The 26,338-nt window shown below is 72.1% G+C and carries 17 protein-coding genes; 11 read left to right on the forward strand and 6 right to left on the reverse strand.

Features of this window, described 5'->3' with window-relative positions:
• Window positions 1–1,736 (reverse strand): beta-N-acetylhexosaminidase (locus tag BMY61_RS28305; protein WP_075004098.1); only part of this gene is annotated, 1,736 nt, incomplete at its 3' end.
• A gap of 221 nt (window positions 1,737–1,957) precedes the next feature.
• On the opposite strand from BMY61_RS28305, the gene BMY61_RS28310 reads away from it, so the two are divergent.
• Window positions 1,958–3,316, forward strand: coding sequence for a Tim44 domain-containing protein (locus tag BMY61_RS28310; RefSeq protein WP_236655880.1), 1,359 nt, complete (start codon window positions 1,958–1,960; stop codon window positions 3,314–3,316).
• An 8-nt stretch (window positions 3,317–3,324) separates the two neighbouring features.
• Here BMY61_RS28310 and BMY61_RS28315 read toward each other — a convergent pair whose 3' ends face one another.
• The 3 genes from BMY61_RS28315 to BMY61_RS28325 all read right to left on the reverse strand — a co-directional run bounded on the left by BMY61_RS28315 (window position 3,325) and on the right by BMY61_RS28325 (window position 8,859).
• Window positions 3,325–3,876 (reverse strand): SMI1/KNR4 family protein, encoded by a 552-nt coding sequence (locus BMY61_RS28315; RefSeq protein WP_042443363.1) that lies wholly within the window; start codon window positions 3,874–3,876, stop codon window positions 3,325–3,327.
• A 12-nt stretch (window positions 3,877–3,888) separates the two neighbouring features.
• Window positions 3,889–7,836 (reverse strand): DNA/RNA non-specific endonuclease, encoded by a 3,948-nt coding sequence (locus BMY61_RS28320; RefSeq protein ID WP_052438372.1) that lies wholly within the window; start codon window positions 7,834–7,836, stop codon window positions 3,889–3,891.
• Window positions 7,837–7,938: 102 nt separating this feature from the next.
• Window positions 7,939–8,859: an MBL fold metallo-hydrolase gene (locus BMY61_RS28325; RefSeq protein WP_042443360.1), complete on the reverse strand. Its 921-nt coding sequence runs from the start codon at window positions 8,857–8,859 to the stop codon at window positions 7,939–7,941.
• An 82-nt stretch (window positions 8,860–8,941) separates the two neighbouring features.
• On the opposite strand from BMY61_RS28325, the gene BMY61_RS28330 reads away from it, so the two are divergent.
• Window positions 8,942–9,811: a LysR family transcriptional regulator gene (locus BMY61_RS28330; protein ID WP_042443358.1), complete on the forward strand. Its 870-nt coding sequence runs from the start codon at window positions 8,942–8,944 to the stop codon at window positions 9,809–9,811.
• A gap of 1 nt (window position 9,812) precedes the next feature.
• Here BMY61_RS28330 and BMY61_RS28335 read toward each other — a convergent pair whose 3' ends face one another.
• Window positions 9,813–11,984, reverse strand: coding sequence for an MMPL family transporter (locus BMY61_RS28335; RefSeq protein ID WP_042443355.1), 2,172 nt, complete (start codon window positions 11,982–11,984; stop codon window positions 9,813–9,815).
• Between the two features lie 480 nt (window positions 11,985–12,464).
• Here BMY61_RS28335 and BMY61_RS28340 point away from each other — a divergent pair, with 480 nt between their 5' ends.
• The 4 genes from BMY61_RS28340 to BMY61_RS28355 are packed head-to-tail and all read left to right on the forward strand — an operon-like array spanning window position 12,465 to window position 18,014.
• Complete coding sequence (locus BMY61_RS28340) at window positions 12,465–13,880, forward strand: glycosyltransferase family 2 protein (protein ID WP_042443555.1); 1,416 nt, start codon at window positions 12,465–12,467, stop codon at window positions 13,878–13,880.
• Window positions 13,877–14,890 carry a glycoside hydrolase family 26 protein gene (locus BMY61_RS28345; protein ID WP_042443353.1) on the forward strand — a complete coding sequence of 338 codons (1,014 nt, stop codon included), beginning with the start codon at window positions 13,877–13,879 and terminating at the stop codon, window positions 14,888–14,890. Before BMY61_RS28340 ends, BMY61_RS28345 begins: the two co-directional genes overlap by 4 nt.
• On the forward strand, window positions 14,890–16,653 hold the full coding sequence (locus tag BMY61_RS28350) for an ArnT family glycosyltransferase (protein WP_082014773.1): 1,764 nt from the start codon (window positions 14,890–14,892) through the stop codon (window positions 16,651–16,653). The genes BMY61_RS28345 and BMY61_RS28350 overlap by 1 nt, the downstream gene beginning before the upstream one ends.
• Before the next feature lie 11 nt (window positions 16,654–16,664).
• Entirely contained in the window at window positions 16,665–18,014 is a 1,350-nt protein-coding gene (locus BMY61_RS28355) for a UDP-glucose dehydrogenase family protein (RefSeq protein WP_042443351.1), read from the forward strand.
• Window positions 18,015–18,152: 138 nt separating this feature from the next.
• Here the strand turns inward: BMY61_RS28355 and BMY61_RS28360 are convergent, their stop codons facing one another.
• Window positions 18,153–20,210 (reverse strand): ArnT family glycosyltransferase, encoded by a 2,058-nt coding sequence (locus tag BMY61_RS28360; RefSeq protein ID WP_052438371.1) that lies wholly within the window; start codon window positions 20,208–20,210, stop codon window positions 18,153–18,155.
• Window positions 20,211–20,448: 238 nt separating this feature from the next.
• Here BMY61_RS28360 and BMY61_RS28365 point away from each other — a divergent pair, with 238 nt between their 5' ends.
• The 5 genes from BMY61_RS28365 to BMY61_RS28385 all read left to right on the forward strand — a co-directional run bounded on the left by BMY61_RS28365 (window position 20,449) and on the right by BMY61_RS28385 (window position 26,312).
• Window positions 20,449–21,090: a TetR/AcrR family transcriptional regulator gene (locus tag BMY61_RS28365; protein ID WP_042443349.1), complete on the forward strand. Its 642-nt coding sequence runs from the start codon at window positions 20,449–20,451 to the stop codon at window positions 21,088–21,090.
• Window positions 21,087–22,613 (forward strand): MFS transporter, encoded by a 1,527-nt coding sequence (locus tag BMY61_RS28370; protein ID WP_042443347.1) that lies wholly within the window; start codon window positions 21,087–21,089, stop codon window positions 22,611–22,613. The genes BMY61_RS28365 and BMY61_RS28370 overlap by 4 nt, the downstream gene beginning before the upstream one ends.
• 110 nt (window positions 22,614–22,723) lie before the next feature.
• Entirely contained in the window at window positions 22,724–23,248 is a 525-nt protein-coding gene (locus BMY61_RS28375) for a PadR family transcriptional regulator (RefSeq protein ID WP_042443345.1), read from the forward strand.
• Complete coding sequence (locus BMY61_RS28380) at window positions 23,245–23,955, forward strand: ABC transporter ATP-binding protein (protein WP_042443342.1); 711 nt, start codon at window positions 23,245–23,247, stop codon at window positions 23,953–23,955. Before BMY61_RS28375 ends, BMY61_RS28380 begins: the two co-directional genes overlap by 4 nt.
• Window positions 23,952–26,312: an FtsX-like permease family protein gene (locus tag BMY61_RS28385; RefSeq protein WP_042443340.1), complete on the forward strand. Its 2,361-nt coding sequence runs from the start codon at window positions 23,952–23,954 to the stop codon at window positions 26,310–26,312. The genes BMY61_RS28380 and BMY61_RS28385 overlap by 4 nt, the downstream gene beginning before the upstream one ends.
• Window positions 26,313–26,338 lie beyond the last annotated feature (26 nt).

Here is a 26,338-nt window from a genome sequence, read left to right on the forward strand (position 1 = left end):
GTCGTCCCGGTGACCGTACCGCTGTACCCACCGGCCACCGAGTCGGCCACCGTCGAACCCGAGACACCGTCCATCGTCCAGTGGTCCACCAGCTGGATCGGTCGGGCCGGCCAGGTCACCTCGGGCGTGCGGTAGTAGCCGTACCCGAGGACGTCCCAGCGCGGTCCTTGGACGGCGATCCGCGAGGCGAAGTCGGTCCAGGCGGTCGACCCGGTCAGCACCGATGCCGGGGACCAGCCCTCCTCGGCCAGCGCGGGCAGACGGGGCAGGAGCATGAAGTCCGCGTAGCCCTCGATCTGGCCGGTCGTGTACGACGCCGGGACGGAGTCGGCCCAGAGCGCGCCCTCCACGCCGATGGTCGGGTCGCCGGGAACCGTTCCCGCGGGGATGCCGGCGGCGGACTCCAGCGCGGTGGTCGCCGCCGACGGATCCCAGCCGTACGCCTTGGAGAGCGGCACGTACCCGGCCCAGGTCAGGCCCAGGGGTGTGTTCGCGTCGTACTTCATGTCGAAGTAGGCGTGGGGCGCGGGGGCTTCGATGAGCTTCTCCCCGCGTTCCAGGCCGGTGGCGACACCGGTGTTGTCGCCCGCCCAGTACTCGAGTACGGAGTTGGTCGGGATGGTGGTGTCCTGGCCCATCTCGTTCCATCCGACGGGGGTCCTGCCGGACGAGGCGACGGCACCGGCCGCGCTCGACACCCACGCCCGGTACTGCGCCGCGGTGCCCGAGAACTCGTCGCCGCCTATGTGGAAGTAGCCGCTGCTGCTCATGGGGGCGATCTCGGCCGTGACCTTGTCCAGGAAGGTCTGGACGTCGGCGTCGTCGGCGGAGTTGTTCGGGTCGATCGGGATGTCGGCGGGGTCCTTGCCGGTGGCCATGGACGTGACCGCGGCCCCGGTGTGCGCGGGGCCGTCGACCTCCGGCACCACCGCGATGTACCGGGCCGCCGCGTAGGCGACGATGGCCTTGTAGTCGGCCTGGGTGTAGAAGCCGGGCCCGCCGTCGACGGCCCCGGAGGCCACCGGGATGTTGCTCCCGATCGTGGTCAGGTCCGGATAGGCGTTGATGGCGATGCGCCAGCCCTGGTCATCGGTCATGTGCAGGTGCAGCACGTTCAGCTTGTACATCGCGGCCTGGTCGATGACGCGCTCGACGGCCGCGACCGGGTAGAAGTGGCGCGCCGTGTCGATCATGATCCCGCGGTAGGCGTAGCGCGGGCTGTCCTGGACCGTCACCGACGGGACGGTCCAACTCACTCCCGCCTGAACCGTCGTGGACTCGATCTGCGCCGGCAGGAGCTGCCGCAGGGTCTGCACGCCGTGGAAGAGGCCGGCTGCGGTGTTCGCCGTGACGACGACCGACTTGGACGTGCTGCTCAGCGTGTAACCCTCCGGGCCGAGCGAGGACGGCCCGGTCGCGTCGAGGACGATCGAGTCCGCCGCCGTGTTTCCGCCGGAGACGACCGGCAGCGCCAGCCCGGTCGACGGGCGGGCGAGCCCCGCGAGAGCGGCCGCCACCCCCGCGACGTCGGTCGCCGGCGTGGTGACGGTGATCGACGTGTTCGTGTCGAAGGTGAAGGCCCCACCGGAGCCCGCCGCCTCCGAGGCCGGCTGGGGGACCACAGCCGGCAGCGCCGCCGCTCCCACTGCGGCTGCCGGTTCCGGCGTGCCGACGGCCAGCGGCAGCGCGCCGACTAACGCGAGTGCTGCGGCGGCGATGAATCGGATGGCTTTCATGGGATGGGGTTCTCCTGTCAGGCAGATCCGCGGACAAGGGGCGGTGCGGCGAACAGGGAGAGCATTGGGCTAGACCAATCGAGCGGGTCCAGGCCGCTGGACCATAGCAAGCGGTGACGCGACTGAACAGTGGCGAAGGCCCCAGCGTTCCGGGCGGACTCCCCTGGCCGCCCGGCTTGTAGGCTGGCCTGGAACATCTCTGTTTTCCTGGGGGAGGCCCGGTGCGTGCCCGTCGGTGGATAAGTGTGGTCGCGGGAGTCGTCGCGCTGAGCAGCCCGACGGTCGCCCACGCCCGTGGCGGAGGCGGCAGCCACGGGTTCCATGGCGGTGGGAGCAGCCACAGCGGTGGCTCCCACGGGTCGAGCGGCGGCTTCGGCCACGGCATCGGCGGCTTCGGCCATGGCTTCGGGTTCGGTTTCGGCAGCGGCTTCGGGGCCGGTGGCGGTGGGCTCCTCCCCTTGCTGGTGCTCGTCGCCGTGGTCCTGTTGATCCTGTGGCTGAGGTCCCGGCGCCGGAAGGCGGCGCAGACGGCCGGCCTGAACACCGTGTCGGACCGCACCGCGCACCGCTCGGACACCCAGGCGCGCGAACGCGCCGCCCAGGTCGGAGCACGGGTCGACGCCATCGCCGACACGGACGCGACCTTCGACCGCGCCGCGCTGGAGCGCCGTGCCGTCTGGCTGTACACGACGGCCCAGCGTGCCTGGACGGCACGCGACCACGCCACGCTGCAGCAGATCCTCTCCCCGGTGCTCTACGGCAAGTGGGCCGACGAGCTGCGCGACTACGAGTCGCGCGGCGAGGTCAACGTCGTGGAGATCCTGTCCGGCCCCGTCGTCGAGCTGGTCGACGTCGCGAACCGTGCGGGTGAGGTGAACGACACCGTCACCTTCCGGATCACGGCCACGCTCAACGACGTCGTCCGCCGCACCTGGGGCGGGGACTCCTTGCGCAAGGACGGCTCGACGAGCCCGGTCGAGTACTGGACGCTGCGCAAGAACCCGGTCGGCGAGTGGATCGTGTCGTCGGTGGAGCAGGCGGCCGAGGGAGCGCACCACCTGACCAGCGCCATCGAGACGGACGGCTGGGACCAGAAGGAGGTCGCCCGGGAGGCGGTCCTCGAGGTGGCCGGAAGGAGCGCGGCCAGGGGCGCGGGCGACCTCCTGTCGCTCACCAACATCTCGTGGAGCACGGACGCCGACGCCGCCGTCGGCGACCTGAGCGTGCTCGACGGCCGGTTCGACCGGTCGGTTCTCGAGGTCGCCGTCGAGCGGTTCCTCGAGGAGTGGGTCATGAACGACGGCAGCCTGGACTTCACGTCCGTGCGCACGGCCCACCGGACCGTCATGCGTGACGCGGTCATCACGTCGGTCAAGGTCCACTCGCTGGTCTCACGCGACCCGATCGTCTTCCGTGTCACGGTCGACGCGGAGGGCGTCTACTACGAGGTCGACCGCCGGACCGAGCAGGTGCTCCGCGGTGACGCGCGCAAGCGCCGGCCGCTCACCTTCGCTTTCGGCCTGCGGCTGGACGACACGTCGGCCGGCGCATGGAGCGTGGTCGCCGCCCACGCGGAGTAGCCGGGAGGCTAGACGGGCCGGTCGAACGGCTCGAAGGTGTGCGGCGTGGTGGGGAAGTCGTCGGTGAGGATCTCGGAGCGGATCCCGCCGCGGAGGAGGCCGAGCAGGAGCGGCGCGAACCCGAGGTCGAAACGCTCCCACCACTCGCCGCGGGCCTCGTTGACCATCACGGTCCAGGCGTCGGGGTCCTGCTCGGGCCGGGCCAGCCAGTAGAGGAACTCGCCGTTGTCGGTCGAGGCGAACGGGATCAGGCGGGCGCCGGGGTCCCCGAGCTCGGCGGGGCGGTCCTCGGCGCTGTCCCACAGGTAGTCGAAGGCCTCGGTGCGCTCCTCCGTCGACTCCGCGAGGTCGTAGTTCTCGTTGGGGCAGTCCGGCTCCAGGAGGTACAGGTAGCCGTCGAGGTACCCGCCTCCGACGTGCTCGACGAACTCCTTGTAGTCGCCGGGCAGCGCCGTCCCGAGCGTGCTCTCGACCCCGGCCCAGTCCACGGCCCGGTCCTCGGCCCGGTTCCGGCGGGATCCCTGGAGGAGCTGGGCGAGCTGCTCGACGGCTTCGTGCATGGCTGCTGCTTCCTACTTCCGCTTCTTGTTGCAGATGCTGATCACGTTGGTGCCACCCACGGAGCCCTTGGGTTGGAACTTGAAGCCCTTGTTGCCGTAGGCCTCGATCGTCACGCCCTTGGGAAGCAGGCTCCTGCCACTGTAGACGGGCGTCACCCGGTACCTGATGATCTCTCCGTTGTCGACGGCCTTGCGCACCTGGCCCTCGAGGTCGCGCATCACCGGTGTGTTGGCGTACTGGTGCATCGTCACGAAGTTGCGGGGGTCCTTGTTCGACCCTCCCAGCTGTGCGCCGAGCAGGTGGGCGCGGTTGTAGCCCTGGCCGGTGACCCACCCGGCCGGATCGACCTTCGGATCGGTCTTGCCGCCCATCATGTCCGACGACAACAGCGCCTCCACGCCGCGGGCGCGGCCGAGCCGGTCGAGCTTCTTGTACACGACCCGCCCGCCCCAGCTGGGGTCGCTCTCGTCGACGGCGCTGAGCCCGAGAGGGTCGCTGCTGCTGTGCGGGTTGGGGACGTAGGCGTCCGGGTTCGGCGAGGGGGCCAGACCGAGCGGATCGGGACTGGTGTAGCGCGCCGTCTCGGGGTCGTAGTAGCGCAGGACGTTGTAGTGGAGGTGCGTCTCCGGGTCGTAGTACTGGCCGGGGAAGCGCAGCGGGGTGTAGGTGGCGCTGGTGGCGGGCCAGGTGGTGTGGCCCCACAGGGTGGGCGTCGTGCGCCAGGCGACGGTTCCGGTCGCCGGGTCGACCAGCTCGGTCGGGGTGCCGACGAGATCGGTGACGATGGCGAAGAACCGGCGGTCGGTCTCGTCCCGGTCGGTCTCCTCCCGGGTGCCCGGGGCCGGGGCCCGGGTGATGGTCTCGCTCTGGGAGACGGGCTGCGCGCCGTTGTGGTCCCAGGTGAGCGTGTAGGGGCCGGGCAGGTAGGCGGCCCGCGTGGTCTGCTCGGCCAGGATGTGGCCGTCCCAGGTGAAGTCGGTCTGCTCCTCGACGGCCGAGCCGTCGGCGCTCAGCCGCTGCTTGGCGATGCGACGGCCGAACGGGTCGTACCGGTAGCGCCAGCAGGCCCCGTCGGGCGTGGTCACCTGGACGAGGTGGTCCTCGGCGTCCCAGGTGTACTGCCAGGTGTCGGGCTTGCGGGACAGCCTGGTGACCCGGCGTACGGTGATGCGCCCGACGGCGTCGTACTCGTACCGGACCCGCCCCGCTCCGGTCAGCAGGCCGTCCTGATAGGTGCGTTGCCCCACGGCGGCCCTGCCCCGCTCCGTGGCGGGCCAGTCGGCGGAGGTGAGGTTCCCGGCCGCGTCGTAGGCGTAGGACTCGGTCCAGGTCGCGGCGCGGACCGAGGTGACCCGGCCGAGCCGGTCGAGGTCGAAGGCTCGCGGGCCCGACAGACTGTCGCTGACGGCGGTGAGCCGGCCGTCGTCCCGGTACCGGTAGGAGCGTTCGTTGAGGACGCGCGACTCCCCCGGCACGTCGGAGCGCAGCACCTCGCCGAGGAGCCGATGGCGTTCGTCCCAGCTGCTCTCGAGCACGAGCCGTCCCGCGACGGTGCGGCGCCGTTCGCGGCCGGCGATGTCGTGGACGAAGTCGATCCGGCCGAGCGGTGTGCAGAGGGCGGTCGCCTGCCCTGCCGGGTCGTAGGCCCAGGAACTGGCGTGGCCGGCCGGGGTGGTCCGCGTCAGCCGCTGCCCCAACGCGTCCCAGGTACAGCTGACGGTGCGTCCGTTGACCGACTCCGACAGGACGTTGCCGAGGTCGTCCACGGTTCGCACCAGGTCGGCGTCGGGGTTGGTGGCGCGGACCAGGTTCCCTGCGGCGTCATAGGCGAAGGTCGTGATCCGGCCCGCGGCGTCGCGCAGGACGGTGTTGCCCACCTGGTCGTACCCGTAGTGGATCTCCTGGCCGAGGGCGTTGGTGACGGTGACCGTCTGTCCGGCGCCGTCCAGGAGGTAGCGGACGGCCCGGCCCTGGAAGTCACGCTCGCCCACCAGCCTTCCGGCCGCGTCGTAGCTGTAGGTCCACTGCCGGCCGAGGGCGTCGGTGACGCGGGTGAGCCTGAGGTTGGCGTCGTAGTCGAACGCCAGGCGGGAGCCGTCGGCCGAGGTGCGCGCCGTGAGCACCGAGAAGGGTCCGTACTCGAAGGAGCTGACCTGGCCGAGTTGGTCGGTGTAGACGAGCAGGTTGCCCTCGTCGTCGTAGGCGAAGGTCTCGACGGGCCCCGCTCCGGTCCGACGTGTCGTCAGACGACCTTCGGTGTCCCAGGTGTAGCGGACGGTGGTGCCCAGCGGGTCGGTCTCGGCGGTGACCCGGCCGAAGGCGTCGCGTTCGTACCGGATGACCGCCCCGGTCGGGTCCGTCACGGCGACCGGCAGGCCTGCCGCGTCGCAGTCGAGGCGGGTGGTGTGCCCGAGGGCGTCGGTGCTCGAGGCGAGGTGGCCGTTGTCGTCCCAGCCGTAGCGGGTGACGCCGCCGGCGGGGTCGGTGAGCGAGATACGGCGGCCGGAGTCGTCGAACTCCTGCCGCCAGGCCGCACCGCCGGGATACACGATCTCCGTCGGGACGCTGAGGTCGCCCGCGTAGGACAGGGTCGACACCCGGCCGTCCGGCCCGGTGACGGAGACCAGGTCCCCGGCGCCGTCGTAGGCGTAGCGGGTGGTCCGGCCGAGGGGGTCCGTCTGGGACAACAGGCGGTCGTGGTCGTCACGTTCGAAGCGGGTGGTGTGGCCCAGCGCATCCGTCCGCGCGGTGATCTGGGCCCGGTCGTTGACCTCGAAGCGCGTGGTGTTGCCGTAGGCGTCGATCTCGCAGTGCGTCCGCGACCCCGTGGCGGGATCGACGTCCCCGTACTCGAACCGGAAGCGCAGCAGGCCCTCCGGGCCACTCTCGTCCACGACGCGGCCCGACTCGTCGTAGACGTAGCGGTACTCGGTCCCGGCGCGGTCGCGCCACGAGACCACCCGGCCGGCCGCGTCGTTGACGTAGCGCGTGGCCCGGCCCGCCGAGTCGTACACCGTGACCAGGTGTCCGTCCTGGTAGCCGTAGCGCACCAGCAGCTGGTCGTGCCCGTCCTCGCCCGCACCCGCCAGACGGAGCGCCGTGATCCGACCGCTGTCGACGGTCGCCAGCAGTCGGTAGCCGCCGGAGTGGCTGATCGACGAGGGGGCGCCGTCCTGGTCGTAGGCGAGGTCGATCCGCCCGCCCTGGCCGTCGCGAACGCAGGTGAGCAGCGCTTCCGGAGTCCCCGCGAACGGGGTGAACTCCCGGACCGTCCCCTCGGAGCGGTCCGTCAGCGTGTAGCGGCCGGTGTGCACGTCGACGGCGAGCTCGCGGATGGCCGTCCCCGCGGGCGACTGGACCGGGTCGCCGGGCTCGGGATGCGGGTAGGCCTGTGCGGTGCGGTCGGCGGCAAGGTGGACGACGCCCTCGTCGTCGAGCTCCAGGCGCTCGTCGAACGGGCAGATCCAGCGCGGGCCCATCCAGGTCCCCGCCTGATAACCGGACTCGAAGGAGCGGGTGAACTCCAGCGGCATGGCGGCGGGCAGTTCCACGTCCACCTGGTTCATGAACATCCGCCCGGTCGCCATGTCGACCGGCTCGCCGCCCTCGCAGATGGTGAACGGTCCACGGCCCGCCTCGTGCGGGTCCTTGACCTGATCGCGACCCCGTCCGGGTCGGCCGGACGGCCCCCGGCCGCGCCCGCCGTCCCTCGGGCCGGGCACGCCTCCGTGGTCACCACCGTGCGGCTCGCCGACGTGCGGCGCGTGCGCGTCCTTCTCCGCGGCCTTGGCGAGATCCGCGGCGGTGCGCGCCTCGTTCTCGGCGGCGTGCTCGGCGACCTGGCCGGCCTTGTGCTCGGTGTCCTTCAGGATGCCGTGGTAGGCGTTCGAGAAGTCCTCCGCCAGGCCCTTGCCGACCCTGCGCGCCGCCCTCTCGAACGCCTGGGCTATCTGACCCACACGTGCCCCCGCCCGTACGCCTGTTCCAAGTCCACGTCAGAAACACGCTAGCAAAGCGTGGGTGGCGCTCCGGCAGGGGTCACGGCGGGGCTTCGGCCACCGTCATGCGTGCTCGGCACACAGGCAGGCGACGCCGGGGGCGATCCATTCCCGACCGGTCCACTCCGGGTGCCGTTCGATCAGCAACGCCTTGACCTCCGCCGCGATCTCCGCCTCCCCCATCGCCGAGTCGCGGCGCCGCCAGGTCTCCTCGCGCAGCTCGCGCAGGTAGGCGGCGACGTCGGCAAGCACCTGCGGACCGCCGACGTCGCCGTGGCCGGGCACCACGATCCTCGGCCCGGCCGCGGCCAGGCGGTCCATCACGTCCGCCCAGCCCAACCCCGAGACGTCCGTGTCGTGGGGCGGGAACCAGGGGAAGATCGCGAACTGTCCGGTCTCGGCCAGGTCGCCGGTGAACAGCACGCCCGCGTCCGGCACCTCGACCACCTGGTCACCCAGGGTGTGGCCGCGGCCGGTGGGCCGGAGCAGCACGGTGCGGTCGCCCAGGTCCAGCTCGCGTACGCCGTCGTACACCTCGTCCGGCCGGGGCACCCGGACGTCGTCGAGGCGCGTCGCGACCGCTCCGCCGAAGGAGCGGAACATCTCCAGGTAGCCGGGGCCCTTGGTGCTCAGGTCGGTGGCCTGCGCCCGGTTGACGAGATACGTGGCGGCACCGTCGAAGACCTGGGCGCCGAAGGCGTGCTCGGGGTGGAAGTGCGTGGTGGTCAGGTAGAGGCGGCGCCCTCCGGCGACCTCGGCGGCCAACGACAGGACCTGCTCGGCGTTGGCGGTGCCCATGCCGGTCTCGACGACCAGGACGGCGTCCCTGCCGCCGATGATGCCGATGTTGGGCACGAGGGGGACCCGCCGGTTGGGGATCACCAGAAGATCGGGGGCCACCTCCTCGGCGCCGCAGGTCTGCACGGCCGGGTCGGGCAGCGGTCCGTCGACCAACCGTTCGTTGGGCAGTAGCTCGTCACTCATGCTCCGATTCCACGACCGCGCCTCCGCCCGCGTCCAGGACCGGTTCGGACGGCCCGATACCGCGCGGGTATCATCCCAGCTCATGGAGGTACGCACGCTGCGCTACTTCGTCGCCGTCGCCGAGGAGCTCCACTTCGGCCGGGCCGCGACCCGCCTGCACATGAGCCAGCCGCCCCTCAGCCGCGCGATCCGGCGGCTCGAGAGCGATCTCGGGGCGACGCTGTTCCGGCGCTCCCCCGCGGGCGTCGCACTCACTCCGGCCGGGGAGACGCTGCTGGTCGAGGCCCGGCTCCTGCTGGACCGGATCGAGCAGATCCGGGTCCGGGTCGCCGCGGCGGCCGGTGCCGCGACCGTCACCGTCGGCCTGCTGGGCGACAGCAACGACCGCGACGCGCTCCGTCTGGCCACCGCCTACCGCGCCGGCCACCCGGGCGTCGAGGTCCGGATCCGGGAGACCGACCTCACCGACCCGACCTGCGGGCTGCGGGCCGGCCTGGTCGACGTCGCGCTCACCCGAGCACCCTTCGACGAGACCGGTCTGACGGTCCACCAGTTGCGCGCCGACCCCGTCGGCGCCGTCCTGCGCGCCGACGATCCGCTCGCCCGCCGCGCCGAGTTGCGACTCGCCGATCTCGCCGATCGCCGCTGGTTCCAGTTCCCGGACGGGACGGACGAGTGGTGGCGGTCCTACTGGAACGGCGGCGAGCGGCGCGAGGGGCCGACGGTGCGCGCCGTGCAGGAGTGCCTCCAGGCGGTGCTGTGGAACGGCACCGTCGGCCTGACCCCGCTCGGCCACGACCTGCCGCCGGAACTCGTCGTCGTGCCGTTGACCGACATGCCGCCGAGCCGCGTGGTCGTCGCCGCCAACGCCGGCGACGACCGTCCCCTGGTCCGCTCCTTCCTCACGGCTGCGGCCGCCGCCTACCGCGCGCGGCAGGCTCCGGGCTCCTGACTCAGTGCGAGAAGCGGATGTCCGGCAGCAGTCGGGCCAGCCCGCGCGGGCAGGCCCAGGCCGAACGACCCAGCAGGCGGAGCAGGACCGGGAGCAGCACCAGACGGATCAGGGCGGCGTCCAGGAAGACCGCGACACCGAGGATGACGCCCATCTCCTTGGGCGGCAGTGGGCCGGACAGGGCGAAGGTGAAGAACACCGCGACCATGACGCCCGCCGCCGCGAAGATCACCCGGCCGGAGTGCCGCAGCGCGCCGGTCACCGCCCGGTGCGGGTCTCCGGTGAGCTCGAAGTGCTCCTTGGCGGCCGCGAGCAGGAAGACCGTGTAGTCCATGGCGATCGCGAAGATCATCGCGAAGAAGAACACCGGTGCCCAGCCATCCAGGAAGCCCTGCGGGGTGAACCCCAGCAACCCGGAGCCGTGGCCGTCCTGGAACACCAGGCGGGCGACGCCGAACGCGGCGGCCGTGGACAGCAGGCTGGTGAGCGTGCCCGCCAGGGCTGCCAGCGGAGCGCGCAGCGCCAACAGCAGCAGCACGAAGCCGAGACCCAGGACGACGCCGATCACCAACGGCGTCCTGGCGTCCAGCGCGGACTGCAGGTCGAGGTTCTCCACCGCGGCCCCGCCGACGAGCGCGTGCTCCGGCAGGGCGGCGCGCAGGTGGTCGACGGTCGCGCCCAGCGCCTTGCTGGACGGGTCGACCGTCGGGACGGCCTGCACCATCACCAGGCCGGAGCCGTCGGTCGCGGACTGCGCGGGGGTGACGGCGGCGATGCCGGGTGTCGCGCCGGCGGCGGCGCGGACGGCGTCGGCCTCGGCGGCCGGGGCGACGATCTGCAGTGTGCCGGGCATCCCGGGACCGAAGGCCGCCTGGACCGCCGTGTACCCGACGCGCGCCGAGGCGTCCGGCGGGACGACGGTGATCGACGGCATGGCGGTGCGCAGGCCGATCAGCGGCGCGGCCAGGGCGAGCAGGACCACCAGGGCCGGCAGGCCGTAACGCAGCGGGTGCCTCCACAGCCGCTCGCCCCAGGAGGCGAAGCGCGGCGAGCCGTCGGCCTCCTCGGTCTCCGACTCCGCGGCCTTGCGGGCCCACGGCAGGCGGCCGTTGTCGACCTTGCGGCCGAGCCTGCCGAGGATCGCCGGGAGCAGGGTGAGCGTCGCGGCCAGCACGAAGGCGACGGCCAGCATGATGCCGGCGGCCATCGAGCGGAACGCCGGGACCGGGACGAGCATCACCGCGGAAAGGCTGACCAGCACGGTCGCCCCGGACAGCGCCACGGCCTTGCCGGCGGTGTCCATGGTCTCCGCGACGGCCTCCACGGCGTCGCCGCGCCTGGCCAGGGCCGCGCGGAAGCGCACCACGAGGAAGAGCGCGTAGTCGATGCCGAGGGCGAGCGCGAACATCATCGCGAAGTTCATGGCCCAGATCGACACCGGTGTGAGGTGGTTGAGCAGCACCAGCGCGCCGGCGGCGGAGGCCAGCCCGGAGATGGTGAGCAGCAGCGGCAGCCCGGCCGCGACCATCGAGCCGAACGCCAGGACCAGGATGGCCATGGTCACCGGCCAGCTCATGATCTCCGAGTGCAGCATGGCGTTGTGGTTGGCCTCGTTGAAGTCGCTCCACAGCACCGAGGAGCCGGTCGCGGAGACGGTCACCCCGTGCCCGGACAGGGCTGCCAGCGGGGCCTTCAGGTCGTCGGCGGCGCGCACCATGTCGTTGGTGTCGGCCCTCGCCCCGGCCAGCAGGATCGCGGTGCGCCCGTCCTTGCTGACGGTGGCGCCGGGCTGCGGGGCGACGACACCCGCGACGCGGTGGTCGGCGCTCAGCAGGGCCGTCGCCTCGGCGATCACCGACCGCGCGGCCGGGTCGTCCACCGTCCCCCTGTCGGTGTGCACGACCACCTGCAGGGCGGAGGAGGCGGCGCCGCCGAAGTGCCGCTGCGCCAGGTCGCGCACCTGCACCGACGCCGAGCCGTCGGCCTGCCAGCCCGCCCCGGCCAGGTCCGTCATCGCCTTGGGCGCCAGGGCGCCGAGGCCGGCGATGACCACCAGCCACAGCACCAGGGTCACCCGGAACCGCCGCGCGGCCGCGGAGCCGATCCGGCCCAGCAGGCCCGCACGCGACGGCGCCGAGTCCGGACGCGGGGGCCTGACCTCGACCACGCTCATGCCATCTCCTCCTCGAATGAGGCATTCGGATACCCCCATGGGTATCGCCTGCATCGAGGATAGGCATACCCAGGGGGGTATCGCAAAGTTTGATAACAGTTTGAATTCCAACTGTTTAGGATGTCCACTTCACACCACTTCGTGGCGACTTCTCCATCTGATCTTCACACTGTGCTCTTGTACGCTCCATGACTCTGGTTGCTCTTCGTCGCCTGAATCCGACCGGATCAGGACGACGGAGATGTCAGGGAAGGGTTCCTTGTGAGCGTCACGCGCGTTCCTTCGAGCGACCGCAGGTCAGGGGCACGGACGTCGCACCGCCGGCGCGGTCGGCGCTCGACGGCAACCGCAGCCGTACCCCGGCGGACCGTCGAGGAAGGCCTGCTGCCGCAGCCGCCCACCGACCGGGAGAAGTACGCGTACACCGCGCGTCGGCTGTGGATCCTCACCCTGTGCTCGGTGGTCAGCTTCAGCTGCCTGGTGGTCAGTCAGGTCGCCCTGGCGCGCTCGACCCGCTGGCTCTGGCTCTACCTGCCGTTCCTGGTGTTCACGGTCGTCTACTACCTGATCTCGCTGCGGGTCAACGGCTTCACTCGCGACTTCGACCTGAAGGCGCACCGGGCGAAGGTCCGGGCGTGGCGCCCGCAGGTGTACCCGACCGTCGACGTCTTCCTCCCCGTCTGCGGCGAGCCGATCGAGGTCCTGCACAACACCTGGACACACGTGGCGCGGCTGCGCGACCGCTACCCCGGGACGGTCACCCCGTACGTCCTGGACGACTCCGCGAGCCCGGCGCTGGCCGCGATGGCGCGCGACTTCGGCTTCGTCTACGGCACCCGCCCCAACCGCGGCTGGTTCAAGAAGGCCGGCAACCTGCACTTCGGCTTCGAGCAGTCGGACGGCGAGTACATCCTCATCCTGGACGCCGACTTCGCGCCGAGGCCGGACCTGCTGGAGGAGCTCGTCCCGTACATGGCCGACGACCCCCGCGTCGGCATCGTGCAGTCGCCGCAGTTCTTCCGGATCCTGGACTCGCAGAACTGGATCGAGCGCGGTGCCGGCGCCGTCCAGGAGCTCTTCTACCGGTCGGTCCAGGTCTCCCGTCAGCGGCACGACGGCGCCATCTGCGTCGGCAGCTGCGCCGTCTACCGGCGTGCGGCGCTCGCGGAGAACGGCGGCACCACGCTGATCGAGCACTCCGAGGACGTGCACACCGGCTTCGACCTGCGCGGTCTGGGCTGGGACCTGGCCTACGTGCCGGTGGCGCTGTCCACGGGCGTCTGCCCGGACACCGCGGGCGCGTTCTTCAACCAGCAGTACCGCTGGTGCTCGGGCTCGATGAGCCTGCTCGGGAGCGCGAAGTTCTGGAAGGCGAAGCTGCGCTTCAGCAGTCGGCTCTGCTACATGTCGGGCTTCTTCTACTACATCCACACGGCGCTGTTCACCTTCGCGTCGCCCGTCATCCCGATCTTCCTGCTGGTCGTCATGCCGGACAAGCTGCGGATCGACAACATGGCCCTGGTCATCCCGAGCCTGGTCTACACGACGCTGGTCTTCCCGCTGTGGCACCGCAACCCGTACCGCCTGGAGGCCTGGTCCGCCCGGCTCATGTACGGCTGGGCGCACGTCTTCGCGATCTGGGACATCGTCCGCCGCAAGCGGATGGGCTGGCAGCCCACCGGGTCCAACGGCGCGAAGAAGAACAAGACCCGACGCTTCTGGATCGGCCTGTACGCCTGGAGCGGCGGCACCGCGGTGGTCTGGGTCGCCACCGCCCTCTGGCGCATGTTCACCATGACCCCCATCGATTTCGCCCTGGTGCTGTCCTCCGGCCTGTTCTACGCGGTCGTCGTGGGACGCGCCCTGGTGCAGCCTCGCTCCCTGGATGCCGCATGACACCCCGCCACACAACGGTCCGGATCCGGTCCGCGGCCGTCGCCGTGCTCTGCCTCGTGCTCGTCCTCGCGGGCTGCGGCAGCAGCCGGCACGACTCCTCGGGCGGCCAGGCGGACGCGGGCGCCGCCTCCGCCGCCGCGGCGGCGCCGAGCACGCCCTACGACGTGACACCGCTGATCAAGCCGAGCCGCAAGTACCTCGGCGTGGCCCTGGCCACGGTGCCGAAGTCGATGACGGAGTACGACGCCTACTCGAGGGCGATCGGCAAGCGCCCCGACCTCGTCGAGTACTACGCCTCCTTCGGCGACGGCTTCGACGCCCAGGGCGTACGGCGCATCTACGACGACGGCGGCCTGCCGTACATGGCCTGGGAGCCCTTCGAGCCGTCCCTCGCCTCGATCGCCTCGGGGGCTTCGGACGCCTACGTCACGTCGTTCGCGCGCAGCGTCCGGGCGCTCAACCTGCCCCTCGCGATCAGTTTCGGGCACGAGATGAACGGCAACTGGTACGCCTGGGGCATGACGAAGGCCACGCCCGAGGACTTCGTGAAGGCCTGGCGCCACATCCACGACCTCTTCGAGCAGGCCGGGGCGACCAACGTGATCTGGGCCTGGAGCCCGAACGTGATCAACCCTGTGCCCTCGATCGCGCTCAAGCCCTACTACCCGGGCGACGCCTACGTCGACTGGGTGGGCATGATCGGCTACTACACGGTCACCGGGCAGAACACGTTCGACCAGCTCTTCGGACCGACCATGCGTCAGGTCCGGCAGTTCACCAGGCGGCCGTTCGTCATCGCCGAGACCGCCTCCCAGCTGGGCCCGCGCCGCCAGACCGACGTCGACGACCTCTTCGACGGCGTCGCCGCCCACGCCGACGTGGTCGGCTTCATCTGGTTCAACGTCCCCAAGCGGGCCGACTGGCGCATCCAGTCCACTCCCCACGCCCTCGCCGAGTACAGGAAGCGCGCCGCCGCGGACCTGTTCGGATTCGACGTTCGGAAGCCGTGATGGACCAAGAGTTCTACGACGTCCAGACCTACCGGTCCGTCCCCGCGCAGGGGCCCGGGCCCGGAACACCGGACGGGACGACGCCCGAGGAGTTCTACTGGTTCGGCGGCGACGACGCCGAGGCGCCCCAGCAGCTCGGCTACGAGGTCTACGAGCACTTCGCACCGGCTCCGGTGCCCGAGTTCGACCCCGCCTTCGACCCCGCGTTCGCCCCGGAGCCCGAGTACGAGATCCCGGAGGTCCCGGAGACCGGCTGGTCCGTCGCGGGCGGCAGGCGCCGCTCCTGGATCGGCCGGATGCTGCTGCTGAGCGTGCTCGTGGTCCAGGCCATGCTGTCCCTGCGACTGCACAACACCGCGTTCCAGGACGAGGCGCTGTACCTGTTCGCCGGCCACCAGGAGCTCGACCACCTGCTCCACGGCACCCCCCTGCCGATCGACTACTCCGGCTACTTCTCCGGCTCGCCCTGGCTCTACCCGGTCCTGGGCGCCGCGGCCGACAGCGTCTTCGGCCTGACCGGGGCCCGCCTGCTCAGCCTGCTGTTCATGCTGGGCGCCACCGTCCTGCTCTACGCGCTGAGCCGCCGGCTGTTCAACGAGCGCGTGGCCCTGTGCGCGGCCGCCTTCTTCACGGTCCTGCAGTCCACGATCACCCTCGGCTTCTTCGCGACCTACGACGCGCCCGCCATCTTCCTGCTCGCCCTCAGCGCCTGGATCGTGGTGCGCACCAACCGCGCGACGCCGCTCGCGGTGCTGCTCGCCGCGCCCGTCGCCGCCCTCGCGGTGGCCGTCAAGTACGCGGCCGGGCTGTACCTGCCCACCCTCGTGCTGCTGGCCGTCCTGGTCGGCTGGCCCTACCGGGGCCGTGCCCAGGCCCTGGTGCGCGGCCTGCTGCTGGCGCTCGGCACGGGCGGCCTGCTCGGCGCCGCCATGGTGTTCGGCCACATGACGGCGGGCCTGCAGACCACCACGACCTCCCGCGTCCAGGGCACCGACAGCGCCGCCAAGCTGCTGTCGGAGTCGGCGCAGTGGGGCGGACTGATGTTCGCCGTCGCCTGCGGGGGCGCCCTCGCGTACATCGTGCGCGAGCGCATGCACGAGGCGGTCGACGTCACCGCCGTGCGCAGCACCCGCCGTTGGCGCGCCGCCCTGGCGCTGCTGCTGTGCGGGACCGCGCTGCTGGCCCCGGCGTACCAGATCCACCTGCACACCTCGACGTCGCTGCACAAGCACATCGGGTTCGGCCTGCTGTTCGCCGCACCCATGGCCGGCATCGGCATCACGCGGTTGATGGGAGCCCACTTCCGCCAGCCCCAACTCGGCATCCTGGTCTGGGTGGTGATGCTGGCACTGGGCCTGTCCCAGTCGACCGCGCGGTTCACCAGCTGGCCCGACTCCACGCAGATGGTCCAGGTCCTGGGCCGACACACCAGCCCCACCGGCCGGTACCTCGCCGAGACCCGGGAGGTCCCCGTGTACTACCTCCACGGTGCGACGAAGGCGAACCAGTGGACCTCCACCTACGGCACCGGCTACAGCTACCGCGACGCCCACGGGCGGGTGTACCAGGGCGCCGACGGGTACCGGCACGCCGTCGCCGACGGCTGGTTCGACCTGATCCTCCTGGACGGCAAGTCCACGCCGGCCATGGACGCGGTGATCCGCCAGGCGATCACCACCGACGGCACCTACCGCCTCATCGCCTCCCTGCCCTTCACCACCTCCCAGGGACCGGGCACCTACCAGATCTACTCCAAGCCCTGAGAGGCCCCGGAATGCGCATCACCGTGATCGGCACCGGCTACCTCGGAGCCACCCATGCGGTCTGCATGGCCGAGCTGGGCCACCAGGTGCTCGGCGTCGACGTCGAACCGGACAAGGTGGCCGCGCTCCAGGCCGGCCGGGTGCCGTTCTACGAACCCGGCCTGGCCGAGCTGTTGGCGAAGCACGTGGCGAGCGGGCAGCTGCGCTTCACCACCTCCTACCAGGAGGCCGCGCGCTTCGGGCAGGTGCACTTCTCCTGCGTCGGCACCCCGCAGCAGGCGGACAGCCACAAGGTCGACCTGCGCCACGTCGACGCCGTGATCGAGTCGCTCGCCCCCTGGCTCGAAGGCCCCGCCCTGGTGGTCGGCAAGTCGACCGTCCCGGTCGGCACGGCCGCGCGCCTGGCCGCCCGGCTGGCCGAGCTCGCCCCCGCGGGCAGCGCGGCCCGGCTCGCCTGGAACCCGGAGTTCCTGCGCGAGGGGTTCGCCGTCGAGGACTCGCTCCGCCCCGACCGGCTGGTCCTCGGCATCGACCGGGACGCCCCCCGGGCCGACCAGGAGCTGGCCGAGCAGCTGCTCCGCGAGGTCTACGCGCCGCTGCTGGACGCGCGGACACCGCTGGTGGTCACCGACTTCGCCACGGCGGAGCTGGTCAAGACCGCCGCGAACGCCTTCCTCGCCACCAAGATCTCCTTCATCAACGCCATGGCCGAGATCTGCGAGGCCAGCGGCGCGGACGTCACGCAGTTGGCAGCCTCCCTGGCCCACGACGGCCGCATCGGCGGGCGGTTCCTGCGCGCCGGGGTGGGCTTCGGCGGCGGCTGCCTCCCCAAGGACATCCGCGGCTTCGCGGCTCGCGCCGAGGAGCTGGGCGTGGGCGAGGCCCTGTCCTTCCTGCGCGACGTCGACGCGATCAACCTGCGCCGCCGCGAACGCGTCGTGGACCTGGCCCGCGAGTTGTGCGGGGGCGACGTCGCCGGACGCCGCGTCGCGGTGTGGGGAGCGGCCTTCAAGCCCGACTCCGACGACATCCGCGACTCCCCCGCCCTCGATGTCGCCATGCGACTGCACCGCCTCGGCGCCGAGGTCACCGTCTTCGACCCCAAGGCCGCCGACAACGCCCGCAAGCTCCGCCCGGAGCTGGGCTACGCGCTCGACCCCGTGGACGCGGCGCGCGACGCGGAGGTGGTGCTCCATCTGACGGAGTGGCAGGAGTTCCGGGCCCTGGACCCGCGCCAGGTCGGCGCCGTCGCCGCCAGGCCGCAGATCGTCGACGGGCGCCCGGATCGCCCCGGAGCCGGCCTCGATGCGGACACCTGGCGCGCCGCCGGCTGGACCTACCGGGCCCTCGGCCGTCCCTGACGCCGCGCCGCCATCGCGTCGAGGATCGCGCGCATGGACGACCGGCCGGCCTCCGGTAGCTCCGTCGTTCCTGCTGCGGGCGGCTGCGGCGGCCCGGAGCCTTCGAGTGACACACGCGGGCGGGGAGGCCGCCTCGCCTCACCGGCAGTCGTACACCGCCACGGCACCGTCGTCCGTGAGGGGCCGGCAGACGGCCTCGACCAGCTGGACCCGGGGGTCGGCGCCGAGCAGCATGTTCTTGTCGGGAACGACGGCGAAGGAGATCTGCCCGGCGTGCATCTCCGACCCGATCGTGTCGACGGTCGGGAAGGGGACGTCACCGGTGAAACCGCCGACCGGCTCGAGCTCGGCGACGCCGCCCATGACGTAGCCGGCGGCCACCGACGAGGCGAAGACCAGGATCCGGGTGTGCCGCCTGGACTCCGCGTCGTGGTACACGCGCCCTCTGGCCAGCAGCAGTTGCCAGCGGGCCGCCGTGAACGACGCCTGCACGCCACCGCCGTAGCCCCTGATCCGCCCGCGTGCCGCGGCCGCCGCCGGGGTCGGCCGGACCAGCGTGCCGGTGGCGGCGAGCGGGGTGTCGAAGGCTCCCCCGGAGCGCTCGAGCAGCCAGACGTCCGCGACGACCGGCCCGGCGACCAGGGCCAGGCCCATCGCCGTCGCGGTGACCACCCCGCCGGTCACCCGCAGCCGACTTCGGCCGCCCTGGCCGGAACGAACGGCCCCGGAGCGGAACAGCACGACGGCCCCCGCCCCCGCGGCCGCGCCGACGACACCCACCGCCGCCCCGGCAGCGGCCTCGCCGTGACCGGCCAGCAGCGCCGCGCACCAACCGGCCTCCACCACCAGTGCCGACCCGAGCAACCACGTGGCCCGCCGGCCGCCGATGCGCGCGGCCGACCACAACCGCGCCAGACCCGTCCCGGCGAGCGCGGCGAGCGGAGGTATCAGCACGCTGACGTAGTAGTCGTGCATGAGATGGCTCGCGCTGAACACCGCGCCGTAGGTGCCGAGCCAGACCACCCACAGCCAGGCCGCCGCCCGCACCGGGTCCGGACGCCGGCCGGACTGCTTGCGCAGGCGCCGCCAGGAGGCCGGTCGACGCCGCAGCAGCAGGGCGGCGCCCGCGACGGTCAGCGGCCAGAGCCAGGCGCAGTCCGGGGCGAGCAGGCCCACGAAGAGGCGGTGCCAGGACGGTGACGAACCGTAGGAGGTGAGTCCGGCCTCCTGGTACCCCGGATCGTCCGCCCGCTGCTGCGCGGCCTCCCGCGCGTGCGCGGTCGGCGTTGCCAGCGGCGCCAACCCGAAGAGGTCGTTGTCGTCGAAGCGGCTCACCCCGTTGTACAGGAAGACCTGCTCGAACTCGGAGTTGTGCGTGCTGCCGTCCACGACCGGCCGTGACGCGGCGGGGGTGAGGGTGACCGCCACCACCCACACCAGCGACAGGCCCGTCGCCAGCAGCCCGAGCACACCTGTCCACAGCAGTCCGCGACGCCGTCCGGGGCGCGGGTCGGATGCCGGCTCGGAACCCGGGTCCGAACCCGGGTCGGAACGCTCGCCGGGACGCAGGCCGACCAGCAGGGCCACGGCGAGTGCGGGCAGCACGAGCCACGCCTCGGCCATCTTGGCCTGGAAGGCGACCGCGATCCAGAACGCCGCCATCAGCACGGACCGGCGCCGGTTCCGGGTGACCGCCCGCAGGACCGCGTCCGCCGCCAGGACCAGGCAGAGCAGGTAGAGCGGCTCGGGGAGGTTGCCCCGGGTCGAGGAGACGACCACCGGCGTCACCGCGAACAGGGCGGCGGCGATCAGCCCGGCCGCGGTGCCCGCGATCCGGCGGACCGCCCGGTAGAGCACCAGCACCGTCAGCCCGGTCTCGACGACCTGCGGCAGCACCATCGCCCACACCGAGTACCCGAACGCCCGCACCGACAACGCCTGGACCCACAGCGCCCCGGGCAGCTTGTCGAGCGTCATCGTGCCGCGCAGGTCGAAGGCGCCGTAGAAGAAGTTGTGCCAGTCGGCCGCCATGCTGCGGACCCCGGCGGCGTAGTAGGTCTCCAGTCCCTCGGTGGTGAGTGACCATGCCCCGAGGCCGGCGGCGACACCGGCAAGGACCAGCACCAGCAGCCGCGCCCAGGTGAACAGGCCGAGCAGTCGGCGGAGCAGAGCGGGCACGATGCGGGTCCGATCCATGGTCAGGGACTGATTCGACGACGCATCATGACGACCGCCCGCCGATGGATCAAGCTCGCGCCGGTCCGCGCGTCCGCGTTGTCCGGGTGCATCCGAAAGGTGACCGCGGAACGGTCACCAGACGCGTCGGCTTTACGAGACGGAAGAGTTTCGATACGCTTCAGTTCCGATACACCGTCGTTCCGATACTCTGGTGTTCCGATACCCGTCCGTTCCGAATGGTGGTGACCCGCAGCCGATGACCTCGACCACTCCCGTCCCCGGCCGCAAGCGCGACGCCTCTCGCGACGACGCGCTGCGCCAGGCCGCGCTCGAAGTCCTGGCGGAGGTCGGCTACGACCGCCTCACGGTCGACGCCGTGGCCGCCCGCGCCGGCGCGGGCAAGGCGACGTGCTACCGCCGCTGGGCGAGCAAGGCCGAGCTGGTCGTCGACGCGGTCAGCCACATCAAGGCCAAGCTGGAGCAGCCGAACACCGGCTCCCTGCGCGGCGACCTGATCGCGCTGACCTCCCACGCCACCGCTCGGGACGACTCGTTCCGGGTGGACGTCCAGTCCGGGCTCCTCACGGGGCTCGTCCGCGACGCCCAGCTGCGGGAGGTCTTCGCCGAGCAGTTCGTGGCGCCGCGCAAGGCCGTCTTCCGCACGATCTTCGAGCAGGCGGTCGAGCGCGGCGAGATCACGCCCGCCCCCAACGTCGAACTGCTCTCGGACATTGTCCCGTCCATGGTCTTCCACCAGCTCCTCACGACCGGACGGCCGCCGACCCCCGAGTTCGTCCTCAGGGTCATCGACGAGATCGTCCTCCCGCTCGCCCAGGCGACGCCCGAAGCCAAGAACCAGCAGCAGAACCAGAACCAGACAAGGACTCCCTCGTCATGAACGAGTCGACAGCCCAGCCCCTCGACCCCAGGCGGTGGCGGGCGCTGGCCTTCATCGGCCTCGCCCAGCTGATGGTCGTCCTCGACGGCACCATCGTGAACATCGCCCTCCCCTCCGCGCAGCACGACCTCGGCATCTCCGACGCGAACCGCCAGTGGGTCGTCACCGCCTACGCCCTGGCCTTCGGCGGACTGCTGCTCTTCGGCGGGCGCATCGCCGACCGCTGGGGGCGCCGCCGCGCCTTCATCATCGGCCTCATCGGCTTCGCCGGCGCCTCCGCGCTCGGTGGCGCGGCCGTCAACACCGGCATGCTGCTGGGAGCCCGCGCGCTGCAGGGCGCGTTCGGCGCGATCCTCGCCCCGGCCGCACTGTCGCTGCTGACGGTGATGTTCACCCAGCCCAAGGAGCGCGCGAAGGCGTTCGGCGTCTACGGCGCGATCTCCGGCGGCGGCGCCGCCATCGGCCTGATCCTCGGCGGTGCGCTCACCGAGTACGCAAGCTGGCGCTGGACGCTGTACGTCAACGTCCTCTTCGCCGTCGTCGCCGTGGCCGGCGCGATCTTCGAGATCAAGGAGCCGCACGGCAGCCGGAACACCAACCGTCTGGACATCCCCGGCATCCTCCTCGCCGGCTCGGGCCTGGCCTCGCTGGTCTACGGCTTCAGCAAGGCCTCGACCGACGGCTGGAGCTCGTCGACCACGCTCGGGTTCATCATCGCGGCCGTGGTGCTGCTGGCCGCGTTCGTGTTCGTCCAGGCCCGCACCAAGGCGCCGCTGCTGCCGCTGCGCGTGGTGCTGGACCGCAACCGCGGCGGCGCGTACCTGACCATCGGCATCGCGGTGGTCGGCATGTTCGGCGCGTTCCTCTTCCTGACGTACTACCTGCAGGTCGTGCTCGGCTACAGCCCGCTCAAGAGCGGCCTGGCCTTCCTGCCGATGGTCGTCGGCATGATGATCGGCGCGACGCAGGTCGCCGTCCGACTGCTGCCCAAGGTCCCGACGCGGGCGCTGATGGTCCCCGGCGCGCTGATCGCCGCCGCGGCGATGCTGATCCTGACGCAGATCTCGGTCGGCGGATCGTACGCGACCCACGTCCTGCCGGCGCTGCTGATGCTGGGCTTCGGCATGGGCCTGGTCTTCATGCCGGCGATGAACCTGGCGACCCGTGGCGTCAAGCCGCAGGACGCGGGCGTCGCCTCGGCGATGGTGAGCACCTCGCAGCAGGTCGGCGGCGCGATCGGCACCTCGCTGCTGAGCACCATCGCCAACAGCGCCACCGCGAACTACGCCTCCTCTCACGCGGCGCAGGTCCACTCGAAGGCGGACGGCGTGCAGCTCGGACTGCAGGCGATGGTCCACGGGTTCTCCGTGGCCTACTGGATCGCCGGGGGCCTGCTGGCCCTGGCCGCCCTGTCGGCGGGCCTGCTGATCAACGCCCGCCCGCAGAGCGGCGGCCCGGACGTCCACGCGAGCGGCGACGGCACCAAGGCCACCGAGGACGCCCCTCCGGTCTTCGCGCACTGACGCCTCCCAGTCCCGGAAGAGCGCCCGGCCACGACGCACCCGCGTCGCGGCCGGGCGCTTTTCGGACCAACTATGCACCACGTGTATACGTGGTGTGTATAGTCACTGCCATGACCATCGGACACACCCTGCTCGGGCTGCTGGAGTCCGGGCCGCGCCACGGCTACGACCTCAAACGCGCCTTCGACGAGCGCTTCGGCCACGACCGCCCGCTGCACTACGGGCAGGTCTACTCGACGATGGCGCGGCTGCTGAAGAACGGCCTCGTCGAGGTCGACGGCGTCGAGCCCGGGGGCGGTCCGGAGCGCAAGCGCTACGCCATCACCGACGCCGGGCTGACCGACGTCGAGCAGTGGCTCGCCTCCCCGGAGAAGCCCGAGCCCTACCTGCACAACACCCTGTACACCAAGGTCGTCCTCGCGCTGCTGACCGACCGCAGCGCGCAGAACATCCTGGACACCCAGCGGGCCGAGCACCTGCGCCTGATGCGCGAGCTCACCCGTCGCAAGCTCGACGGCGACTTCGCCGACCAGCTGATCTGCGACCACGCCCTGTTCCACCTGGAGGCCGACCTGCGCTGGCTCGAGCTCACCGCCGCCCGCCTGGACCAGCTCCGCGCCGAGGTGACCGCATGACCGGGAACGCTTCGACCCTCGAGTCCGAGCCCGTCCTCAGCGCGACCGCGCTGCAGAAGGCCTACGGCGCCACCCCCGCCCTCGACGGCGCCGACTTCGAGATCCACGCGGGCGAGACCGTCGCCGTGATGGGCCCCTCCGGCTCCGGCAAGTCGACGCTGCTGCACTGCCTGGCCGGGATCGTGCGGCCGGACGCGGGCGTGGTGCGGTACCGGGGGCAGGAGCTGTCCGCGATGGGCGACGCCGAACGCAGCGCGCTGCGCCGGGAGGAGTTCGGCTTCGTCTTCCAGTTCGGACAGCTGGTCCCCGAGCTCACCTGCCTGGAGAACGTCGCACTGCCGCTGCGCCTGGCCGGGGCCCGGCGCCGGGACGCCGAGCAGCGGGCCGCCCGCTGGCTGGAGCGGCTGGAGGTCGCCGAGCTGGGCCGCAAACGACCCGGCGAGGTCTCGGGCGGTCAGGGCCAGCGGGTCGCGGTCGCACGGGCGCTGGTGGCCGAGCCCCGCGTGGTCTTCGCCGACGAGCCGACGGGCGCGCTCGACTCCCTCAACGGCGAGCGGGTGATGCAACTGCTCTCCGCCGCCGCGCGGGAGACCAGGGCCGCCGTCGTCCTGGTCACCCACGAGGCCAGGGTCGCCGCCTACTCCGACCGCGAGGTCGTCGTCCGCGACGGCCGGACCAGGACGAACGTGTCGGCGGACGTCCGGTGACCGCCGCCACCACCTGGTTCAGGGATCTGCGCCTCGGCGCGCGCTTCGCCGTCAGCGGGCGGGAGGGCTGGTTCCGCACGCTGCTGACCGCCTTCGGCGTCGGCTGCGCCGTCGCCCTGCTGATGCTCGCGACGGCGCTGCCGGGCATGATGAACGCCCGCAACACACGCGGCGCGGAGCGGGATCTCAGCTACTACGGCGGCCCGCTGGCCGCCTCCGCCACGACCCTGCTCGTCCGTGACGCGAACACCACCTTCCACGGCGACGACGTCCACGGGGAGCAGGTCAAGCCCGAGGGGGCCCGGGTGCCGACCCCGCCCGGCCTGCCGGCCTGGCCCGCGGACGGCACGATGTACGTCTCCCCGGCGCTGCGCGCACTGCTCGCCTCGCCCGAGGGGTCGCTGCTCAAGCAGCGGCTGCCGTTCCGCGACGTCGGCACCGTGGGCGACGCGGGCCTGGTCGGCCCGAGCGAGCTGGCCTACTACGCCGGGGACGCGACGCTCGCCGCCCCGGCGGACGGCTCGCACGCCCCGGACGGCACCTACCGCACGAACAGCATCGGCGGACGCGCCGTCACGGACGGGCTGTCGCCGATCCTGATGCTGCTCACCGTGATCACCTTCGTGGTCCTGCTGGTGCCCGTGGGCGTCTTCCTCGCCACCGCGGTGCGGATCGGCGGGGAGCGGCGCGACCGCAGGCTGGCCGCGTTGCGGCTGGTCGGCGTCGACATCCGCGGCACCCACCGGGTCGCGGCCGGCGAGGCGCTGGTCGGCGCGGTGCTCGGGGTGCTCTCGGGCTTCGGCATCTTCCTGCTGGCCCGCCAGTTCGTCGCCTCCGTCGACCTGCTGGGCCTGAGCGTCTTCCCCTCCGACATCGCGCCGAACGCGGCCCTGGTCGGCTGGATCACGCTGGTGGTGCCGCTGCTCGCCGTGGCCGTCACCACGCTGTCACTGCGCGGAGTCACCATCGAGCCGCTCGGCGTGATGCGCGGCGGCGCGCCGCTGCGGCGCAGGCTCTGGTGGCGGCTGCTGGCCCCGGCGGTCGGTGCGGCCCTGCTGCTCTCGATGCGGCTCGGCTCCGACTTCACCGGCTCGGCCCAGCGTCAGCTCGTCGCGGGGGTGGTGCTGCTGCTGGTCGGCGTCACGATGCTGCTGCCCTGGGTGATGGAGCGGGTGGTCGGCCGGTTGGGCGGCGGGCCGGTGCCCGTCCAGCTCGGGAGCCGGCGGCTCCAGCTCTCCGGCGGCACCGCGGCGCGGGCCGTCAGCGGGGTCGCCGTCGCCGTGGCGGGCGCGATCGCGGTGCAGAGCCTGTTCTCCGCCTCGTCCGGCCAGTTCACGGTCGACACCGGCCGGGACCTGACCCGCGCCCAGGCGGGGATCAACGGCTCCGTCATCGACGCCGCCCAGGGCGCCGCCGTCGTCTCCAAGCTGCGCGCCACCTCCGGGGTGCTCGGCGCGACGAGTCTGCTGAGCGACTACACCGTGGCCGTACCCGGCTCGGACCAGCAGCTCACGATCCTGGTCGGCGACTGCGCGACGCTGGTCGAGTACGCCTCGATCACCGACTGCACGGACAGTGCGGTCGGCGGTGCGTGGCTGGTGAACAACCCGCCCGCGGGTGATCCCTCGGACGTCCAGCAGCCTCCGCTGCGTCCCGGCGAGCGGGTGGACCTGCACGGCACCGACCTCGGCTCGCAGCACCGGCTCCGGCCGGACTACTGGAGGATCCCGGCCACCCTGCGGACGGCGGCGCCCCGTCGGGGCCCGGACGGGATGCCCCGCACCGGTCTCTTCGTCACCCCGGCGACCCTGGCCCCGCAGCGCCTCGGCGAGACGTTCCTGACCAGCGCGATCAGCCTGTCGTCCAGCGACCCGGACGCCGTCGAGCGTGCCCGCACCACTGTCTCCCTCGCGGCCCCCGGACTGACCGTCGACTCCTACACCACGACCACGACCGACCGGAAGTTCGCCAACATCCAGCGCGGTCTGATGGTCGGCGCGATCGTCACGCTGCTGCTGATCGCCATCGGCATGGCCGTCTCGACCACGGAGCAACTGCGGGAACGCAAGCGCCTGCTGGCCGTCCTGGTGGCCTTCGGCACCAAGCGTTCGACGCTGGCCCTGTCGGTGCTGTGGCAGAGCGCCGTGCCCGTCGTGATCGGGCTCGCGCTCGCGCTCGTCGGCGGTCTCGGGCTCGGCGCGCTGCTGATGCGGACGACGTCCAGCGCCGTCCACTTCGACTGGGGCGTGGTCGCCACGATGCTCGGCGCCGGCCTGGCCGCGGTGGCCGTGGCCACTCTGCTCAGCCTCCCGGCGCTGTGGCGTCTGATGCGGGCGGACGGCCTGCGGACCGAGTGACGCCGAAGCCCGCGCGGGGAGGGGCC

This window comes from Streptacidiphilus jiangxiensis, from assembly GCF_900109465.1.
GTDB lineage: Bacteria > Actinomycetota > Actinomycetes > Streptomycetales > Streptomycetaceae > Streptacidiphilus > Streptacidiphilus jiangxiensis.

Coding starts and splice junctions, on each gene's coding strand:
- BMY61_RS28325 (WP_042443360.1), bottom strand. CDS start 8,859: ATGAGTGACGAGCTACTGCCCAACGAACGGTTGGTCGACGGACCGCTG.
- BMY61_RS28370 (WP_042443347.1), top strand. CDS start 21,087: ATGAACGAGTCGACAGCCCAGCCCCTCGACCCCAGGCGGTGGCGGGCG.
- BMY61_RS28330 (WP_042443358.1), top strand. CDS start 8,942: ATGGAGGTACGCACGCTGCGCTACTTCGTCGCCGTCGCCGAGGAGCTC.
- BMY61_RS28355 (WP_042443351.1), top strand. CDS start 16,665: ATGCGCATCACCGTGATCGGCACCGGCTACCTCGGAGCCACCCATGCG.
- BMY61_RS28335 (WP_042443355.1), bottom strand. CDS start 11,984: ATGAGCGTGGTCGAGGTCAGGCCCCCGCGTCCGGACTCGGCGCCGTCG.
- BMY61_RS28345 (WP_042443353.1), top strand. CDS start 13,877: ATGACACCCCGCCACACAACGGTCCGGATCCGGTCCGCGGCCGTCGCC.
- BMY61_RS28350 (WP_082014773.1), top strand. CDS start 14,890: ATGGACCAAGAGTTCTACGACGTCCAGACCTACCGGTCCGTCCCCGCG.
- BMY61_RS28365 (WP_042443349.1), top strand. CDS start 20,449: ATGACCTCGACCACTCCCGTCCCCGGCCGCAAGCGCGACGCCTCTCGC.
- BMY61_RS28315 (WP_042443363.1), bottom strand. CDS start 3,876: ATGCACGAAGCCGTCGAGCAGCTCGCCCAGCTCCTCCAGGGATCCCGC.
- BMY61_RS28360 (WP_052438371.1), bottom strand. CDS start 20,210: ATGGATCGGACCCGCATCGTGCCCGCTCTGCTCCGCCGACTGCTCGGC.
- BMY61_RS28380 (WP_042443342.1), top strand. CDS start 23,245: ATGACCGGGAACGCTTCGACCCTCGAGTCCGAGCCCGTCCTCAGCGCG.
- BMY61_RS28375 (WP_042443345.1), top strand. CDS start 22,724: ATGACCATCGGACACACCCTGCTCGGGCTGCTGGAGTCCGGGCCGCGC.